Raw genomic sequence first — 19,310 nt, forward strand, 5'->3', positions numbered from 1 at the left:
CAACTCTCGTCCGGGCGCTCGCCGCGCTGCGGGCGAAGAACGCCGACATCCCGGTACGCAAACATGGCAATCCGTCGACATGACCGGCTGACCGGGAGGTCACCGTCGACGTGACGCGCCCCCTTGCCCGCTACTCTCGGATGGCGGGCAAGGGGGAAAGGTCGGCGCTGGCGGGGGGCATGTTCTCCACGAAGTTCGACCCGCCGCGGCGGCGGCGTGCCGTGCTAGGACCGCCCGGTGACGCGCACCAGTAGCCGCCGAGGGCAGATGATCTGCATAGGGTTCTCGAACTCGACCCCGCCCGAGTAGTCCACGGCGATGTCGTCGAAACGATCAAGCAGCGCGTTGAGCACGATCCTGACCTCCAGCCGGGCCAGCGGTGCGCCGAGGCAGAAATGGATGCCCTGGCCGAAGGCGAGGTGCCCGCCGGTGTTGCGGTGGATGTCGAAGCGGTCGGGATCCGGATAGCGTCCCGGGTCCCTGCTGGCCGCGCCGGTCCACAGCGTCACCAGCTCGTCCTTGCCGATCTGCTGCCCCGCGAGCTCCGTCTGCGTGGTGGTCACGCGCGCCATCCGGGAGAAGGGTGGGTACAGGCGCATCAGCTCCTCGATGGCGCCCGGCAGCAGATCGCGGTCCGAGCGGACGGCCGCGAACGTCTCGGGGTGGCGGTCGAGGACGACGATCGCGTTGCCGATCATGGCCATCGACGCGGCGTGGCCGGCGAACATGGTCAGGCCGATCAGGCCGATCAGATCGCCGTCGCGCAACGGCTTGCCGTCGATACTCGCCTGCGCCAGGTCACTGAGCAGATCGTCGGTCGGGCTTTCCCGGCGCCTCCGCACATGATCAAGGATGTACGAGTTCATCTCCCGGATGGCGGGAGTGACCTCGGCCTCCATGACCTCGGGCGGCACCGTCGCCGCGTCGAGGGCGCCCAGCGCGTCGCCCCATGCCCGGAACATCGGCACGTCCTCGTGGGGCAGGCCGAGCATCTCGGCGACCACGGTGATCGGTAGGGGATAGGCCAGCGTGTCGATCAGATCGAAGGTGTCGGAGCCGGCCGTGCGGTCGAGCAGGGAGTGGGTGATCCGAGCGATCCGCTCGGACAGTACCGACACCGCGCGCGGTGTGAAGGCATGGCTGATGACCTGGCGCAGCATCCGGTGGTGGGGCGGGTCGCTGGTGACCAGGTTCCCCATCAGGAACAGGTCGAGATCAGGCTGCGGTTCGTTGAACAGCCGCACCGTCTCCGAGGAGAACGTCTTCGGATCGGTGAGGACATGGGCGATGTCGGCATGCCGGAACAACTGCCATCCGTACTCCTCACTGTGATGAATCGGATGCTGGTCGTGCATCTCCCGGAACCAGGAGAACAGCGAGTCCACAGCCTCGGTCGCGGATTGGTTCGTCGTTGGCATGGCCTACTCCCGATCTCACTGCCGTTGTATCGCTGATCACAGACGATGGACGGGGCGGTAGATTCTGTGATCGACTTGGGGTGTCACCGGGCGGCGACCCTCGGGCGCCGCAGGCGACGACGAGGACAACGTTGGTGAACCGGCGACCCGAAGACCCGATTCGATGGCGCCGTCCATGTACCCGCTCCAGCCAAGGGCAAGATCGTCGCCGCAGAATCTGATCCGCCCGAAGGGCTGGCTGATCGCACGGTGTAGCTGTGTGAGCTGGAAGGGCTGCCGGTACGCGGGCCCACCGAGGGCGTACTGGTCTGCCTGCCAGTCCGTCACGGTGTGCCTGCGAAGCTGCGCGTCCGGGATGATCCTGCGTACCGCCGCCTCGACCTGGGCACGGTTGCCGACGTCAAGCCTGTCGTCCACTGTGAAGGCGACGACCGGCGCGTTCTCGTTCAGCCGGCCCATGATGACGAGGGGATAGCCCTCGGGCGCCTCGGCGATGAACCGGTCCGTGGGACTGGTGAGATCCAGCCACAGTTTCTTCTGGCGTGGCACACCGTAGCCCTGGCTGCTTGCCCTGCGGTACTCCGATGGCAGCGCCGGGCCGAAGCTGATGGTCTTCCAGACGTTGACCGGGACGGCTATGACGACCTCGGGCACGGTGTAGGTCGTCCCCGTGCGGGTCCCTACCCGCACCCTTCCATTGCTCTGAGTGATCGACGTGACGGGGGAGTTGAGCCGGAGGTCTGGACTGCCGTCCTTCAGGATGGCCTCGGCCAGGGCGATGGTGCCCTTCTCCATGCGGAAGGTGTTCACTCCGGAGAAGCTCTGGTAGTTCCAGCCCGCGAGTGCCCACCACTGCGACAGCTGGAGCATCGAGCCGCGCGCGCTCGGAGCGCCGTAGAGCGCGGTGGTGCTGGTCATGCGGATCTCGTCCTGGGGCGGGTAGGCGAGCTGGTCGAGCCGGTCGCGCAGGCTCAGCCGGTCCAGCGGTGTGATCAGATCCTCGCGGGCGAACGGTTCGTACGGCTTCGGGAAGTAGTCGCGTGAGCCGTCGAAGAAAGGAGTGAAGAGTTCGCCCTGCCGGGTGTAGGCCTCGACCGGGTCGTACTCGGCGAATCCGGTGAGGGTTGGCATGATCACGCGCTCGGGTCCCGCGTCGGCCACGACCGACAGGCCGTAGCGCGCTATCTCGCGCCACACATGGGGCTGCAGCGGGTCGACCCAGGCGCCGCCGCGCTCGATCTCAGAGCCGTTGAAGGTGTCGGTCCATGTCCGCCCGCCGATGCGGTCGCGTGCCTCGAGCACAAGCACCCGCTGTCCCTTGCGCCGCAGCTCGCGGGCGGCGGTGAGGCCGGCCAGGCCGGCCCCGACAACGATGTTGTCGTAGTCGCGATGGCCCGCGTGGCCCTGTTCGACGGCCTCGGCCACACCGGGGAGGCTGACCCCGAGCGCGGATCCGGCGACGGCCAGGCCACCTGCCCTGAGCGCGGTCCTGCGAGAGAACGAACGGCTGGACGAGCCTGTGTGCGCTCCGTCTTCATGCGTGGTCAAGGTGAATCCCCCCGCGTTACGGTCTGTGGTCGTCGAGGCGGTGTGGATGTCGCCGCGTTCCGGACGTGCGGGGAATCCGGCGCATGCGGCCTGCGCCTCGGATTCCCCGCGCCGTTCCGGGTGGCTGGGCTGGGTCAGGCGGAGGGCTTGCGGAACTGCTTGATCAGCGCCGCGTAGCTGTCCTCGGCGTGGCCGTCGGCCACCGCGCGCTTCGCCAGCTCCAGGAAGAAGGTCGGGAGTTCCGCGTTGACGCCGAGCACTTTGCTCTCCTCCACGAGGTGCTCCATGCCGCCCACGTGGACGTTGACGGTGGCGTCGGTGGCCGGGAACCTGTCCTCGTCGATCTGCTGCGCGTAGGCGGTGACGTAGTCGGCCGTGACGTTGATCGCCGTGACCGCCAGGCTCGCGAAGGTGGTCGCCGGAACACTCGCGGTGCCCAGGAGCGCGGCACCGTGCAAGAAGGTGTTGAGGACGCCCCACATGATGCTGAGGACGGACATGTCATAGAGGGCGGACAGACCGTGGTCCTCGTCGAGATAGACGGTCCCGGTCTGGCTGAGTACCTGCAGGGTGGCCAGGTGCCCGTCGAAGGCCGCCTTCGGTCCGGAGTACAGCACCGTGGCCTCGGCGGTGCCGATGGCCTGGGGGAGAGCCAGGATCGCGCCGTCGAGATAGGTGCTGCCGAGCTGGGCCGCCCAGCTGGCGGTCTCACGCGCCACAGTGGAACTGGCCGTGGTCAGGTTGACCAGCGTCCGGCCGTCCAGGGCGGCGCCGACCGGGTCCAGCAGCTCGTGCACGGCGTCGTAGTCGGAGACGCAGATGACGACGAGTGGGCTCGCCTCGACCGCGGCCCTGATCGATGGGGCGAGGGTCGCGCCGTTGGCGACCAGATCGTCTGCCTTCCCTGCCGAGCGGTTCCAGACCGTGGTCGGGTGGCCGTTGGACAGGAAGGCCGCCGCCAGCGCGCGGCCCATCAGGCCGAGTCCGACGACGGTGACCGGCGATGCGGAGACTGAGGGGGTGGACACAGGAGCTTCTCCGGATGTCGTGCGGCGTCCGCCGCGATGGATGTGATCGTTCGTTCGCCGGTCCCAGGCGTGCCAGCGCGGTGATGTGACCCGCGTCCGCGTTTCGTGCGTCGATCTATTCCCGTCCCTCGTCCTCGGCGGCCCACGGGCCGCTGACACCGAAGGGGTTGTCTACGACGTAACGCCAGTAGCCGTCCTCGCCCTGACGCAGGACGTCGATGGCGACGCCGTCCAGCGGCTCGGGTTCGCCGTTTGCGCCGATCGTGTCCATCCGCCACTCGACCACAAGCATGGCGGTGTCGCCGACCACCAGCTTCTGGCGCACCGTCGCTTCCACGGACGGTTTGCGAGTCGCCAGAAATTCAGCCACGTAGTCGCGGCGGACCTGGCCGCGGAGGGGCTTTCCCGGCTCCCACATCCCGACCGCGTCGTCGGTGTACATCGCATTGACCGCGGCGGCGTCACCGGAGTTGAAAGCGGCTCCGAAGGCCTCCTGGTGCAGGTTGATGTCACGTACCAGTGCGTATTGAGTTTCGGTCACGGCACATTTGCTCCATTCGTATACTGACGGCATATGGCGTGGACCTGCTCGCAGGCTAGCAGCGAGCGTTCCTCGATCCGGTCTTGTGTCGGTAATCGTGTATAAACGTGAGAGGAATCGACCCGATTACCGGTGAACAACCAGCCACGGCGCGGATCGTGTCCCGCAATCCTGTCCGACAGGGCGGGTTCGCCCGCTGGAGCCGGTAGGTCGCGAACCGTGGGCAGCGCACGCCGCGGCGGTGGTTGTGCTCCCGCGGGTCCCCCGGGGGCGGGTGCTGGTCCGTTCGGAGTGCCGGTATGCGGCTAGCCCTGGTCGGTCTGTTCCAAAGCCCGGGCCACCGCCGCCTGGATCGCCGGGGCCGCCAGCGCCTCGGACGGGTCAAGGAGGTAGGCCACCCGGGCGTAGGCGACCAGCAGGCGCTCATCCCGCCGCGCGGCCTCGAGCAGCTGGTCGAGAAAGGCGAGCTCGGCCTGTTGTTCCTCGCTCAGGTCACCGCCCACACCAGGAAAGACGCGGTCGGCCCCGGTCGTCAGCTCCCACACATGGTCGACGGCTTCTGCCGCCAGGTCGGCGAAGAACCTGCCGGGCTCGACCGCCCCCGACCGGTCGACGTGGTCCCGCAACACCTTGGATCCCAGGGCCGCGACGGTCATGCCCTGCCCGTATACCGGGTTGAAGCTGCATACGGCGTCGCCGATGACGAGTAGCCCGCCAGGGCGCGAGCTCATCCGCTCGTAGCGGCGTCGCAGGTTGGCCGGGAAGCGGTAGGCGATCGGCTCCCCGAGAGTCTCCTGATCGTGCACCGCGTCGTAGATGTCGGTGCTGGCCAGCGATTTCAGGAAGTCATGGAAGCCCGCGGAGTCGTGGGGTGGGTAGGCGCCGGCGATGCCGTAGCCGGTGACGACGGCACAGCCGTCCTCCACCTTGGCGCACAGCGCCCCTCGTGGAATCTCCGGCGAGGCGCCGACGTCGATGGAGACCTCGTCGACCATCCGGTCCTGCGCCAGCCGGTAGTACTGGGTGGTGTAGCCGACGTCGACCCGGAGCTGCTCCTCCTCGACCTCGGGGTAGCCGAGCTCCGCGAGCCACACGGGCGTGCGGGTGCGTCGGCCGGTCGCGTCGACGACCAGGTCGGCGAACAGATCACGGCTGGTCTCCCCCCGCCGGACGCGGGCGCCCACCACGGTCAACCGGTCCGGGCTGGTCAGCAGCCCCGTGATCTCGGTGCGTTCCGCCACGGTCACGTTCGCGAGCGCACGCACACGCCCGCGGACCCGCCGCTCCAGATGCGGTCTGCTGACTGACAGCAGGGGCAGACCGGACTGCGGCTTGGGCAGGCGCCGGCCGTTCACGATCCACCGCGTGTTGCCGGTGCCGTCGCCTGCGGCTGCGCCGTTCGCTGTCAGCTCCTCGGTGATCCCCGGGAACAGTTCCTCCAGGACGAGGAGACCAGCGGCCAGCAGGTTGTGCAGGTGCTCGCCGTGCGGGACGCCTCGTCGGGTGTCACGGTGCCCCCCGGCGGCGTCGTGCCCGGTGAGGTCGTCACGGTCGACGAGGACGACCTCGGTGTACCGGTCCGTCAGCACACGCGCTGCCAACAGCCCGGCCATGCTTGCGCCGAGCACAACCACACGATCACGTCCAGATGTTTCCGCCATGCGGTCACTCCCCTGCTGCGTGCTAAAGGGTGGGGGGCGGAAAATAGCCCGCCTTGACGAAGAAGCTCACATATCTCTCGAACAGGCCACGATCGACCGCCGGGCATTCAATGCCGGTTTCCCGCAGCGCGTGTTCGGTGTCCGAGACATCGATCGGCGGATAGGTGGCCAGGCCGTTGCCTGCGTTCATTCCCTCGAACGAGTCCAGCAGCGGGAACATCGCGTTCTTCCGGTCCCCGCGCACGCGGGCCGACCACGAGTCCCAGTCCAGCGCGGGCAGGTGGTATCCGAAGGATCTGAGGTGATCGACGAACTCGGCGAACGTCTGATTCTGCCGGTTGTACAGATGGAAGGTCCGGCCAGCGGTGTCCCGCAGCGTGGAGAGAGCCACGATCGCCGTGCTGACGTAGTCCACGGGAACCATGTGGACGACGCCGGCGAGGCTCTCGGGCACCGCCTGGGCCTCCAGGATTCCCCGGAGGCTCAACCAGACAAAATCCCTGGTCTGGCAGGCGCCGGTCATCTGGTCGCCGCACACGACATCCACCCGGTACACCGAGAGGGGCAGTCCGCGGTCCCTGCCGAGACCGATGATCTGCTCGGCGACCCATTTGCTCTGCAGATAACCGTTGTGCAGCAGGTGCGCCGGCCCGGTCGGGTCGGTCACGGTGGCCGCGCGCGCGTCAGGGCTCGGAGCGGGGAACACCCCGGTCGTCGACACGTAGTGGACCGGAACCGTGCGGTGTGCCGCGGCCAGCCGCAACACCTCCCGGGTGCCGCCGACGTTCGTCGGCGCGAGTTCGGTGTAGGGCCGCAGCCAGCTGACCGTCGCGCCGGCGTGATAGACGACGTCGACCCGGCGGGCGAGGTCGTCGAACCCGGCTTCGGCCAGGCCCAGTCGGCTCGCGGCCAGGTCACCGACGACGACGGACAGACGGGCCGGATCGATGTCCTCCCACACCTGGTACCAAGCCAGGTTCTCCCGCAGGCGGCGGGTCGCCGTGGCCCGGTCTTCTCCCCGCACCAGGCAGTGCACCGTGGCGGTCGTCGATCGCATCAGATCACGGAGCAGGAACGCGCCGAGAAAGCCGGTGGCGCCGGTCAGCAGGATCTCGGCGGGGTCGGTGGCCACCCGGTCGATCTCGCCCGCGGGCTGAATACCCTCGTCGAGGTGGACCTCGGCGGAGAAGTCGACGTCGGCGGCGCGCGAGGACGCCCCTCGCGCGGCCACCAGGAGGGTGGCCAGGTGCTCCACCAGTTCCTTGGGTGTCGGGCGCTCGAAGATCAGGGATGGCGGCAGCCGCAGACCAGTGGCATCGGCCAGCCGGTTGCGCAGCTCCACCGAGGTGAGCGAATCGAATCCGAGGTCGGAGAAGAGCTGGTGCTCCTCGACCGCTCCCGGTGCCGAGTGTCCGAGGACGAGCGCCACCTCCTGAAGGACGAAGTCCGACACCGCGCCGCGCCGGTGAGACGGGGGCAGTTCCGTCAGCCGGGCCAGCAGGCGCCGCGGTTCGGACACCTCCTCGGCGGCTCCGTCGGTGTCCCGCAGCAGGCGGCGCAGCAGCAGGGGCGCGCGACCGGCGGCGGACCGCAGCGCGGTCAGGTCGACCGGGGTGACGACAAGCGCGGGATGATCAGCCCGGAGCGCGAGGTCCAACATCCGCGGCCCGTCGTCGGAGGTGATGGCCCGCAGGCCGGAGCGGGCGATGCGGTCGAGGTCGGCGCGCGTCAGGTGCCCGCTCATCCCGCCCTCGTGCGCCCACAGTCCCCAGGCCAGCGACGTCGCCGGCAGCCCGAGTCGGGCGCGGTGGCTGGCCAGGGCGTCGAGGAAGCTGTTTGCCGCGGCGTAGTTGGCCTGGCCGGCGCCACCGATGATGCCCGCGATCGACGAGAACAGCACGAAGGAGTCCAGGTCGTGGGCGAGGGTGAGCTCGTGCAGGTGCCACGCGGCGTGGACCTTGGGCCGCAGCACGGTGGTCAGCCGGTCCGGGGTCAGATCCGGGATCAGGCCGTCGTCGAGCACCCCGGCCGCATGCACGATCCCGGTGAGCGGATGCTCCTTCGGGATGGAGTCCAGCAGCGCGCCGAGGGCATCGCGGTTGGCGAGGTCGCAGGCGGCGACGCGGACCTCGGCGCCGAGCCAGGTGAGGTCGGCGACGAGCTCGGCCGCGCCGCCCGCGGCCAGGCCCCGGCGGCTGGCCAGGAGCAGCTGGGAGACACCGTGCGCGCGGACGAGGTGACGCGCGAACAGCCCGCCGAGCGCACCGGTGCCCCCCGTGATCAACACGGTGCCGCCGGGCCGCCACGTGGTGCCGTCCGACGGCTCGGCCCCTCGCGGGACCCGGGCGAGGCCCGGTGTGCGGATCTGGCCGGCCCGGATGGCGATCTGCGGCTGGCCGGACGCGAGAGCCGCGGGCACCGCCGCCACCGACGCCGCGTCCTCATCCAGATCGACCAGCGTGATGCGGCCGGGCGCCTCCGACTGTGCCGAGCGCAGCAGCCCCCACAGCGGGGCCGCGACGAGGTCCGTGGCGTCCGGGCCACCCTGGCCGGTCGAGACGGCGCCTCGGGTCAGGACCGCCAGCGACGCGTCAGCGGCCGGATCGCCCAGCAGCCATGACTGGACCAGCCCCAGCATCGCCCGTGCCACCCGCTCGGCCTGCCCGGGCACGTCGCTGTCCGGGGAGAACATCACGGGGACCAGGAGGACGTCGTACGCCGGCCGCGAGCGCAGCGCGGCCAGGGCGTCCGCCACGTCGTCGAACACCATGCCGGCGGAGAGTTCCCGGAGCACCGCGGCCTGAGCGCCGGCCTGAGCGCCCCCGAGGCGCAGCACCGCCAGGTCCGGGGATATGAACGGTCCGGCCGTGGGGTGCGGGTCCCAGCCGACGCGGAGCACCGCGTCCCGCGGATCCGGCGCGGCGGTGGCCGCCGCCGCCGCGGGCCGCAGCCAGTACCGCTCGCGTTGGAACGGATAGGTCGGCAGGTCCACCTGCCGGGCACCCGTCCCGGCGAAGAAGGCGGACCAGTCGACAGGGAGCCCGGCCGACCAGAGCGCTCCCAGCGCCGCGACCGCGTCCTGCGCCTCGGTCGCGGCGGCTCGCGTCGCGGCCACGGCGGTGAGGCGCACGCTGTCGGCGACCAGGGCCGAGAGCACTCCGGCCGGACCCAGTTCCAGGGTGGTGGTCACCTTCTGATCGGCAAGTGTGCGCACAGCGTCGTGAAAGCGGACCGTGTGCCGTGCCTGATCCAGCCAGTACCGCGGGGAACGCAGCTGATCGCCGGAGGCGACCCGGCCGGTGAGGGTCGACACGATCGGGATGTCTGGAGCGTTCAGCGAGACTCCGTGCAGCACCTGGCGGAACTCGTCGAGGATGGAATCCACCAGCGGCGAGTGGAAGGCGTGGCTTACCGCCAACCGCCTGGTGCGCCGGCCCCAGGACCGCACGCGCTCCTCGATCTCGTCGACGAGGCGCCGGTCACCGGACACCACTGTCGACGCCGGGCCGTTGACCGCCGCGACCGCCACCGCTCCCGCCGACCGGGTCACCAGGGGGGTGATCTCCGCTTCGGAGGCCTGCAGCGCGACCATCGCCCCGTTACCCGGCAGCGCCTGCATGAGTCTGCCTCGCGCGGCGACCACAGCAGCCGCGTCCGGCAGCGACAGCACTCCGGCCACATGCGCGGCGGCCAGTTCGCCGATCGAGTGACCCACGAGGAAGTCGGCTCGGACCCCCCACGCCTCGAACAGCCGGAACAGGGCGACCTCCATCGCGAACAGCGCAGGCTGCGCATAGCGCGTCTCGGTCAGCCGGGTCCCGGTCTCGAGGACGCCGTGCAGCGGATGCTCCAGATGGGGGTCGAGGTGTGCGCACACCGCATCGAACGCCTCGGCGAACACCGGGAACGCCTCGTGCAGCCGCCTGCCCATGGCCGCCCGCTGGGCACCCTGGCCGGTGAAGAGAAAACTCAGCCGGCCCCTGCCTGGGGGCACAGCGGTCACGGTGTGGGCGCCGTCTTCGGCGAACGAACGGAGAGCGGTGAGCAGGGACTCGGTGTCCGAGGCCAGGATCACGGCCCGGTGCGGCAGAGCGGCGCGGCTGGTGGCCGTCGAGTAGGCGAGATCGAGGAGGGAAGAACCGGTGCCCGCCGCGGTGACCGAGATCAGGTCGCGCGCCTGGGCGACCAGCGCCTGCCGGCCGCGGGCGGACAGCAGCAGCGGGATCGCCGGCAGGGCCGGCGCTGGGTCCCGCGCCGCCGCCTCCCGCGCTGTCTCCTCACCGGGCGCCTGCTCGAGGATCAGGTGGGCGTTCGTGCCGCTCACGCCGAACGCGGAGACCGCCGCGCGGCGCACCCGGTCCGTCCTCGGCCACGGACGGTGCTCGGTGAGCAGCGCGATCGTCCCGGCGGACCAGTCGACCAGCGGTGTCGGTCGCTCGACGTGCAGGGTCCGGGGGAGTTCGGCGTGCCGCAGCGCCTGGACCATCTTGATGACTCCGCCTACCCCGGCGGCCGCCACGGAATGCCCGATGTTGGACTTCAGCGAGCCCAGGAACAGCGGGCGTCGCGACGTGTGCGCGGCCCCGTAGGTCGCCAGCAGCGCCTGGGCCTCGATGGGGTCGCCGAGCCGGGTGCCGGTGCCGTGTGCCTCGACGACGTCCACGTCGGAGGCGTCGAGCCGTGCCCGGGTGAGCGCAGCCCGGATGATCCTTTCCTGGGAGGTGCCGCTGGGAGCGGTGAGGCCGTTGGAAGCGCCGTCGGAGTTGACGGCGGACGACCGCAGGACTGCCAGCACCCGGTGCCCCCGGGCGACGGCCTCGTCGAGCCGTTCGAGCAGGAGCAGACCGACGCCTTCCGACCAGCTGGTGCCGTCGGCGGCGGCGGCGAAGGACTTGCACCGGCCGTCGGGGGCCAGGCCGCGCTGCCGCGCGAAGTCGACGAATCCGCCGGCGGTCCCGGCGATCGTCACCCCACCGGCGAGGGCGAGGGATGATTCGCCGCTGCGGAGGGACTGCGCCGCGAGGTGCATGGCGACCAGGGACGACGAGCATGCCGTGTCCACGGTGAGGGCGGGGCCCTCGAAGCCGAAGGAGTAGGCGATGCGGCCGGACATGACGCTGCCGAGACGGCTCGTCAGCAGGTAGCCCTCAAGCTCCTGGGGGCCGTAGAGCCCCAGGTAGGACTGCTCGACGGCGCCGACGAAGACGCCGATATCGGTGCCTTTGAGGGGGGTCGGGTCGATCCGCGCGTGCTCGAAGGTCTCCCAGGCCGTCTCCAGCAGCACCCGTTGCTGGGGGTCCATCGCCAGCGCCTCACGGGGAGAGACGCCGAAGAACGCGGCGTCGAACTCGGCTGCTCCCTCCAGGAAGCCGCCCTCTCGGGTGTAGGTGGTACCCGGCATGTCCGGGTCGGGGTCGTAGAGCGCGTCCACGTCCCAGCCGCGGTCGGTGGGGAACGCGGTGATGGCGTCCCGTCCGTCCACGACCAGCTGCCACAGATCGTCTGCTGAGCGCACACCTCCCGGGAACCGGCAGGCCATGCCCACGATCGCGACCGGTTCCACCCGGCCGGACTCCAGTTCCGTGATGCGCTGCCGGGCCTTCTGCAGGTCGGCAGCAACCCATTTCAGGTACTCCGTCAGCTTGTTCTCGTCCGCCATGGGTGGGTTACCTGTTCCGGAAGTCGGGCGGGAATCAGTTTGTGGCACGGCCGAGCTCGTTGTCGATGAAGTCGAGCAGTTCCGCGGTTGACGCCGCCGCGAGCCGGTCGCCCGGGTCCGGGTCGGCCCGCTCGGCCGGTCTCACGCCGGTCTCGAGCCATCTCGACAGCAGCGTCTGCAGCCGCACGGTGATGGCGTCGTGATGACCGTCGAGATCATTGACGGCCGCGGCCATGAGCGCTTCCTCCAGCTCGTCCAGGGCCACGAGCGCGGTCGGCCGCGGGCTCGTCGTGTCATGGGGCGCGATGTGGGTGAGCAGGAAGGCGGCCAGCGTTGAGGGAGTGGGATGGTCGAACACCGCGGTGGTTGGCAACCGAACGCCGGTGACCGCGCTCAGCCGGTTGCGCATCTCCACCGCTGTGAGGGAATCAAATCCCAGCTCCCGGAAGGGGCGCTCGGAGTCGATCGCGGCGGGATCGTCGCGGCCGAGGACCGCTGCCACGCCGTCCAGGACCAGACCGAGGACGAACTCGGCCCGTTCGGTGGCGCCGGACAGCGCGGCCAGCCGTTGCGACATCGGAATCTCGGCGCTTCTGGTCGAGCGGCGGCCCTGTGCGGGGATCAGCGCCCGCAACAGAGGTGGGGCGGCGTCGAGCGCCCTGAGCATGTCCTGGTCGAACGGCGTGATGGTCACCACGGGCCGCGTCGCCGAGACCGCCGCGTCGAACAGGGCCATTCCCTCCTCGGCGCCGATCGGGACAAAGCCGTCCCAGGCCCACCGGGCGCGGTGGACGTCGCCGAGCTGCGCGTTGATGCCACCGTCGACGTTCCACAGCCCCCAGGCCAGCGCGGTCGCGGGCAGGCCGAGCGCACGGCGGTGCTGCGCCAGGCCGTCGAGGTAGGCGTTCGCGGCGGCGTAGTTTGCCTGGCCCGGCGCCCCGAACTGCCCGACGGTCGAGGAGAAGACGACGAATGCCGAGAGGTCCGTCTCCCGGGTCAGTTCATGCAGGTGCCACGCGGCCTCGGCCTTGGGACGGAGGACGTCGTCCAGCTGCTGCGACGTCATGGTCGTGATCAGGCCGTTGTCCAGCATGCCTGCCGCGTGCACGACCGCGCGCAACGGCTGGTCGGCGGGAATGTCGGCGAGCAGCGCGGCGAGGGCATCCCGGTCGGAGACGTCGCAGGCGGCGAGGCGGACCGTCGCACCGAGCTCGGTCAGGGCGGTCCGGAGCCTGTCGGCCCCCTCCGCCCGCTCACCCGAGCGGCTTGCCAGCAGTACATGCCTGACGCCGTGCGTGGCGACGAGATGGCGGGCGACGGCGCTGCCGAGCCGACCGGTCCCGCCGGTAATCAGGACGGTCCCGTCAGACCCCCACACCGGCCTGTCCGCTCCGGCGTGGATCTCGGAGGAACGGATCCGGGCCAACCGGGGAACCCGGATCCGCCCGGCGCGCACGGCCGCCTGGGGCTCCTCGGCATCCAGCAGGGCTGGGAGCAGATCCGGCGGGATCGGCTCCTCACCCGGGTCTGTGTCCGTGTCGACGACAACGACCCGGTCGGGTGCCTCGGACTGCGCGGATCGGACCAGCCCCCAGACCGCCGCCGCGGCCGGGTCGGGTGCTTCGTCGCCGGTCGTGGCCACCGCACCTCTGGTCACGAGGATCAGGCGGATGCCGGTGAACCGGTCGTCGGTCAGCCACTCGCGCAGCAGGAGCAGCACCTGCCGGACGAGCGGGTGCGGGTTGGGTGTCGGTCCCGCGGCCCCACCCGCGGCCTCGTTCGCCGCGGTCGCGATCGCTCGGCTCGCCGGCAGCGCGACGACGAGGGCCTCGACCGAGGCCCCGGAGTCAAGCGCGTCGGCCAGGGCCGGCAGGTCCCGGTAGGACGGGACGCCGGGCACGGGGTCCGAGGCGGCCGTGAGCATCGCCCAGACTGCCGTCCGGGCCGAGGGCACGACGGCGTCTTCGACCCAGTCGATGTGGTGAAGGGCGCTGCCGGGACCGCGTCCGCCGGGCCACGGGCCCGGCCCGGTCAAGGGAGCCACCGACGGTTCCAGCCAGTACCGTTCCCGCTGGAAGGGATAGGTCGGCAGGTCGACGGCCCGCGCGCCGGAGCCGGAGAAGAAGGCCTGCCAGTCGATCGACACGCCTCGGGTGTGCAGCACACCCAGCGCGTGGACCAGCGATCGGGCCTCCGGCTGGTCCCGGCGCATGACGGGAACCGCGACCGCGTGCTCGACACCGGCTGCCGCCATCGCCGAGAGGACCCCGTCCGGCCCCAGCTCCAGCAGCGTTGTCACCCCCTGCGCCTCCAGGGTGCGTACCGCGTCCAGAAAGCGCACGGGCCTGCGGATCTGTTCCACCCAGTAGTCGGCCGAGGCCCATCCGTCCCCGGACTCCACCTGGCCGGTCACCGTCGACACGATCCCGAGCCTCGGCCGGCGCAACGCCAGCCCCTTGATGATCAGACGGAACTCGTCGAGCATCGGGTCCATGCGGGGCGAGTGCGAGGCGTGGCTGATCGGCAGCACCTTGACGGACCGGCCCCGTTCCTTCCAGACGCTGGCGACGGCATGAACGGCGTCCTCGTCACCCGAGAGCACTACCGCCCGCGGAGCGTTGATGGTCCCGATCACCGCGCGCCCCTCCTCGTCGAGGGTCGCGCGCACCTCCTCCTCCGTCGCCTCGACGGCAACCATGGCACCGCCCCTGGGCAGGGCACGCATCAGGCCACCGCGGGCGGTCACCAGCGTCGCGGCGTCGGACAGCGACAGGACACCTGCGAGATGCGCGGCGATCAGCTCGCCGGTCGAGTGACCCACCAGGAAGTCCGGCCGTACCCCCCACGTCTCGAGGAGGCGGAACAGCGCCACCCCGACCGCGAAGAGCGCGGCGAGGGTGTAGTCGATCTGGTCCAGCTCGTCACCCGACTCGATCACGGAGCGCAGCGGACGAGGCAGGTGCTCGTCCAAGGCCGTGCACACCTCGTCGAAGGCTGTGGCGAATGCCGGGAAGGACTCGGCCAGTTCGCGTGCCATGCCCACGCGCTGGGCGCCGCCACCGGTGAACATGAATGCGAGCCGACCCTCGTCCCTGGTACCCAGGATTGTTCCGGCGTCGTCGTCCGCCAGCGCGGCAAGGCCCCGGACGAGCTCGTCCCGGCCGGTGGCGACCGCCACCGCGCGATGGCGCAGTGCCGAGCGTGTGGTGGCCAACGAGTAGGACAGGTCGAGCAGGCCGAGATCGGCACGTTCGGCCACGAGTGCGCCGACCCGGTCGGCCTGGGCCCGCAGGGCCTGCGGGGAGGCGGCGGACAGCACGAAGGGCAGCGCCGCGGGTGGGACGGGTGGGTGTGACGGTCCGGCGGGTTCCGGCTGGGTGGGAGCTGGCTCGTCGGCGGTCGGCGGCTGCTCGACGATCACATGCGCGTTGGTTCCGCTGAACCCGAACGCGGAGACGGCGGCCCGGCGTGGCCCGTCCAGCGCCGGCCACTCCATCGGCTCGCGCAGCAGGGCCAGCATGCCACTTTCCCAGTCGACGTGCGGGGTCGCCAGCTCGGCGTGCAGCGTCCTGGGCAGGACTCCGTGCTGGATGGCCTGGACCATCTTGATGACGCCGCCGACTCCGGCGGCTGCCTGCGCGTGTCCGATGTTGGACTTGAGGGATCCGAGCCGAAGGGGCCGATCCGGGGAGCGGCCGCGACCGTAGGTGGCGATCAGGGCGTTGGCCTCGATCGGGTCACCGAGGGGTGTTCCGGTGCCGTGGGCCTCCACGACGTCGATGTCGGAGGTCGACAGTCCCGCGTTCGCGAGGGCCTGGCGGATCACGCGTTCCTGGGCGGGTCCATTGGGCGCGCTGAGGCCGTTGCTGGCGCCGTCCTGGTTCACCGCGGAACCACTGATCACCGCAAGCACCCGGCGGCCGTTGCGCCGGGCGTCGGAGAGCCGCTCCAGCAGCAGGAGCCCGGCACCCTCGGCCCAGCCGGTGCCGTCAGCGGAAGCGGCGAAGGACCTGCACCTGCCGTCCGGTGACAGACCGCGCAAGCGGGAGAACTCGACGAACGCCTGTGGCGTGGACATCACCGTCACCCCACCGGCCAGCGCCAGATCGCACTCCTCCCGGCGCAACGCGGCGACCGCGAGGTGAACGGCGACCAGCGACGAGGAACAGGCCGTGTCGATGGTGACGGCGGGTCCCTCCAGGCCCAGGACGTAGGCCAGCCGGCCCGACACGACGCTGCCCGCACTCCCGCTGTAGAGATAGCCCTCGAACTCCTCCGGCGGGAGGTGGAAACGTGACCCGTAGTCGTGGTACATCGACCCGACGTACACACTCGCCCGGCTTTCGCGGCGTTGGTCCGAGGTGATGCCGGCTCGCTCGAAGCTTTCCCACGCGGTCTCCAGCAGCAGCCGTTGCTGGGGATCGGTGGCCAGAGCCTCCCGGGGCGACATGCCGAAGAACTCCGGGTCGAACTGGTCCGCGTCGTGCAGGAAGCCGCCCTGATCGGTGTATGACGTCCCGAGGGTGTCGGGATCGGGGTCATAGAGCCGGTCCAGAGGCCAGCCGCGGTGCTCGGGAAAGGGCGTCACGGCGTCGATGCCGTCGGCGACGAGCTGCCACAGCCGTTCCGGCGAGTCCACGCCGCCGGGGTAGCGGCAGGCCATTCCGATGATGGCGACCGGCTCCCGGTTCCTTTCCTCGATCTCGCGCAGACGCCGGCGGCTGGCGCGGGCATCAGCGACGGCGCGCGCCAGGTACTTGCGGAGCTTGTCTTCGTCAGCGCCCACTGTTCTGCGCTCCCGGGATCTCCTCAGAGCAGGCGACAGCCGGATCCCCGGTATTGTGCACGGTGATCTTCCTTTCCTGGGGAAGTCTCGCGCGAATCGCATCCTCTGGAATTGTCGCCGCATTGTCGTAACGCGGCGGTAACCGCGCACTCCCGGTGCTCCAGGTGGCATCTGATGACCGTCGGAGGACCCTGTGGTTAGTGTCTGATTACGAGGCCTCCGGGGGGTGGCAGTAGAGTTCTGAACAAACGTCCATCGAAGGCGGGAAATGGAATAAAAATGACCACGGAGAGCGAAGAACGCGATCTCGCCGAACCCTATATCGGGAGTCTCCTCGAATCGCTCGGGCTGGGCGTCCACTACTCACGGGCAGTCGGAGACACTCTCTTCTGCCGCGACGAGACGGGGAGTGAGATCTCCGTTCTCGATCTTGTTGGCGGATTTGGATCGACGATCCTCGGGCACAACAATCCAGAGATCGTCTCCTATGCCAAGGAACTTCTCGACCGGCAGGTTCCGGTCCACGCCCAGTTCTCGAGACATCCCTACGCCAGCGATCTCGCGCGGGCTGTCAACGCCATCATCAGGCGTGAGTTCGGAACGTCCGAAGAATACTCGGCGGTATTTGCCAACAGTGGCGCCGAGGCGGTCGAGATAGCGATGAAACACGCGGAGCTCGACCGGGTCATGAGGGTCGCCGCCATCGCGGCGGAGATCGAGGGCAACCTCGCCGCGGCGCAGGCGGCCGTCGCTGCTGGTGCCGCGGTCGTGGCAAGCGGGTCGTCCGTTCGCCTGGGTATCGAAGGGTCGCGTGCGCTGGATCTCGACGAGGTGATCGCCGGGATCGGACGCGCCAACAAGGAACGTATGACCGCCACGCCGGTGTTTCTGGCGCCGGAGGGATCGTTCCATGGAAAGCTGGTCGGCAGCGTTCAGCTCACGCACAACGTCGACTTCAGGACTCCCTTCGGTCTCCTGGCCGCGCAGTGCCGGTTCGTTCCCGTGCACGAGCCCGACGCACTCACTCGGACTATCGAGACCGAGCGGAAAACGCTGTTCGATCTCGCGGTCGACGGTCATGCCGTGCACGTTGTCGAACGTGACCTGCCAGTGTTCGCCGCTTTCGTCCTCGAGCCCGTCCAGGGTGAGGCGGGGATCCGGGCGTTCGACCGGGAGACGGTGCTGCGCATCCAGCGGGAATGCGCGGCGGTCGATTGCCCGGTCATCGTCGACGAGGTGCAGTGTGGAATGGGCCGTACCGGCGCCTTCTTCGCGAGTTCGTGGCTGGGTCTGCAGGGTGATTACTACACGCTGGCAAAGAGTCTCGGTGGCGGGATCGTCAAGACTGGTATGACCCTGGTGCGTGGTTCTCGCTACCGCCGGGAGTTCGAACTTTTGCACAGTTCCACCTTCGCGAAGGACTCCTTCTCCACTTTGATTGCCAGTCGCACGGTGGAACTGCTGGAGGCGGGCAACGGCGCAGCATATCGAAAGGCCGCGGAACGCGGCGAGCGCATTCTGGAGATGCTGCACTCACTGTGGAAGGAATTCGGAAACGTTGTCCGGGACGTCCGCGGTGTCGGTCTCATGATCGGCCTGGAGTTCCACGACCAGTCGGGCTCCACCCTGGAGGGCGTAGCCGAGCAGTCCCGGGCCGGGCTGCTCGGCTACGCCCTGTCCGGATATCTGCTGCGTCGGCATGCGATCCGTGTTCTTCCGACCGCCAGCGCCACGAACACGCTGCGGCTGGAGCCGTCGGTCTGGATCACGGACGCCGAGATAGATCGCCTGGAGTCCGGGCTGCGCGGCCTGCTGGTCGCGCTTCGGGATCACGCCGGCGCCGACCTCGCGAGCGGCGGCCTGCCGACCACGGGCTCGGCTGGGCAGACCGGCGGACAGCGGCCGCGGTAGCCGGCCGGCGGGGCCGCCGCCACGGACACCGCACCGAGACAGCACTGCGACTTTCCGCAGTTATGAAGGAGCGAGCTACCCAGATGACGACATGGTCTGACGGTCACGAGGGCGGTCGCGGCGAGGCGGTTGCGGTCGTCGGAATTGCCTGCCGCCTGCCCGGAGCGTTCGGAACCGCGGAGTTCTGGAACCTGCTGGTCGACGGTCGCAGCGCGGTGGCTGAGGTTCCAACCGACCGGCGGCACGGGATCTCGGATCCGGCTCTGCTCGGTGGTGCCCGGTTCGGGGCTTTCCTGGAGGCGGTGGGAGATTTCGATGCCGCCTTCTTCGGAATCTCCCCGAGAGAGGCCGCCGCGATGGATCCGCAGCAGCGGCTGGTCCTGGAGCTGGCCTGGGCGGCGTTGGAGGACGCCGGAATTGTGCCCGCCGACCTGGCCGGCTCCGCCGCCTCGGTGTTTGTCGGCTCCTTGCGTGACGACTATGCCGGCCTCGTCCTGAGCGGCGGCGATCGGCTGATCACACAGCACACGAATACCGGCACCCACCGCGCCATCATCGCCAACCGGGTCTCCTATGCCCTGGATCTGCGTGGGTCGAGCGTCGTGGTGGACACAGCTCAGTCGTCCTCGCTGGTGGCGGTCCATATGGCGGCGCACAGCGTGCGATCGGGCGAGTCGCCGGTCGCTCTCGCCGCCGGAGTGAACCTCAACCTCTGGGCCTCCGGGGCACTGGGGGCGCAGCGGTTCGGCGGACTCTCG

The 19,310-nt window shown here is 69.9% G+C and carries 8 protein-coding genes and 1 pseudogene; 2 read left to right on the forward strand and 7 right to left on the reverse strand.

Annotated elements, in window-relative coordinates; genetic code table 11:
* Positions 1-224: 224 nt before the first annotated feature.
* The 7 genes and pseudogenes from AC08OV_RS13965 to AC08OV_RS13995 all read right to left on the reverse strand — a co-directional run.
* The gene (locus AC08OV_RS13965) at positions 225-1,418 is read right to left on the reverse strand and encodes a cytochrome P450 (protein WP_476613740.1); all 1,194 of its coding nucleotides are present in this window, start codon (positions 1,416-1,418) and stop codon (positions 225-227) included.
* A 36-nt stretch (positions 1,419-1,454) separates the two neighbouring features.
* On the reverse strand, positions 1,455-2,966 hold the full coding sequence (locus AC08OV_RS13970; RefSeq protein WP_476613741.1) for a flavin monoamine oxidase family protein: 1,512 nt from the start codon (positions 2,964-2,966) through the stop codon (positions 1,455-1,457).
* A gap of 134 nt (positions 2,967-3,100) precedes the next feature.
* Positions 3,101-3,994, reverse strand: a complete 894-nt coding sequence (locus tag AC08OV_RS13975; RefSeq protein WP_462203759.1) for an NAD(P)-dependent oxidoreductase — start codon at positions 3,992-3,994, stop codon at positions 3,101-3,103.
* Between the two features lie 115 nt (positions 3,995-4,109).
* Positions 4,110-4,535, reverse strand: a complete 426-nt coding sequence (locus AC08OV_RS13980; protein ID WP_476613742.1) for a YybH family protein — start codon at positions 4,533-4,535, stop codon at positions 4,110-4,112.
* Between the two features lie 305 nt (positions 4,536-4,840).
* Entirely contained in the window at positions 4,841-6,196 is a 1,356-nt protein-coding gene (locus AC08OV_RS13985) for an NAD(P)/FAD-dependent oxidoreductase (RefSeq protein ID WP_476613743.1), read from the reverse strand.
* Positions 6,197-6,218: 22 nt separating this feature from the next.
* Entirely contained in the window at positions 6,219-11,855 is a 5,637-nt protein-coding gene (locus AC08OV_RS13990) for a thioester reductase domain-containing protein (RefSeq protein WP_476613744.1), read from the reverse strand.
* 34 nt (positions 11,856-11,889) lie between these two features.
* Positions 11,890-16,641, reverse strand: a pseudogene (locus tag AC08OV_RS13995) (type I polyketide synthase); the annotation flags it as partial.
* A gap of 279 nt (positions 16,642-16,920) precedes the next feature.
* Between AC08OV_RS13995 and AC08OV_RS14000 the strand changes: the two are divergent.
* Together AC08OV_RS14000 and AC08OV_RS14005 are read left to right on the forward strand one after the other, a co-directional pair.
* Positions 16,921-18,552 (forward strand): aspartate aminotransferase family protein, encoded by a 1,632-nt coding sequence (locus AC08OV_RS14000; RefSeq protein ID WP_476614618.1) that lies wholly within the window; start codon positions 16,921-16,923, stop codon positions 18,550-18,552.
* Between the two features lie 83 nt (positions 18,553-18,635).
* Positions 18,636-19,310: beta-ketoacyl [acyl carrier protein] synthase domain-containing protein (locus AC08OV_RS14005; protein WP_476619758.1), on the forward strand; the 675-nt coding region annotated here is incomplete at its 3' end.

It is taken from the genome of Frankia sp. CeTa3Moorea (assembly GCF_978021225.1).

Bases quoted from the DNA above. Each gene is read 5' to 3' on its own strand.
- AC08OV_RS13965 (WP_476613740.1), bottom strand. From the start codon at position 1,418: ATGCCAACGACGAACCAATCCGCGACCGAGGCTGTGGACTCGCTGTTC.
- AC08OV_RS13990 (WP_476613744.1), bottom strand. From the start codon at position 11,855: ATGGCGGACGAGAACAAGCTGACGGAGTACCTGAAATGGGTTGCTGCC.
- AC08OV_RS14000 (WP_476614618.1), top strand. From the start codon at position 16,921: ATGACCACGGAGAGCGAAGAACGCGATCTCGCCGAACCCTATATCGGG.
- AC08OV_RS13985 (WP_476613743.1), bottom strand. From the start codon at position 6,196: ATGGCGGAAACATCTGGACGTGATCGTGTGGTTGTGCTCGGCGCAAGC.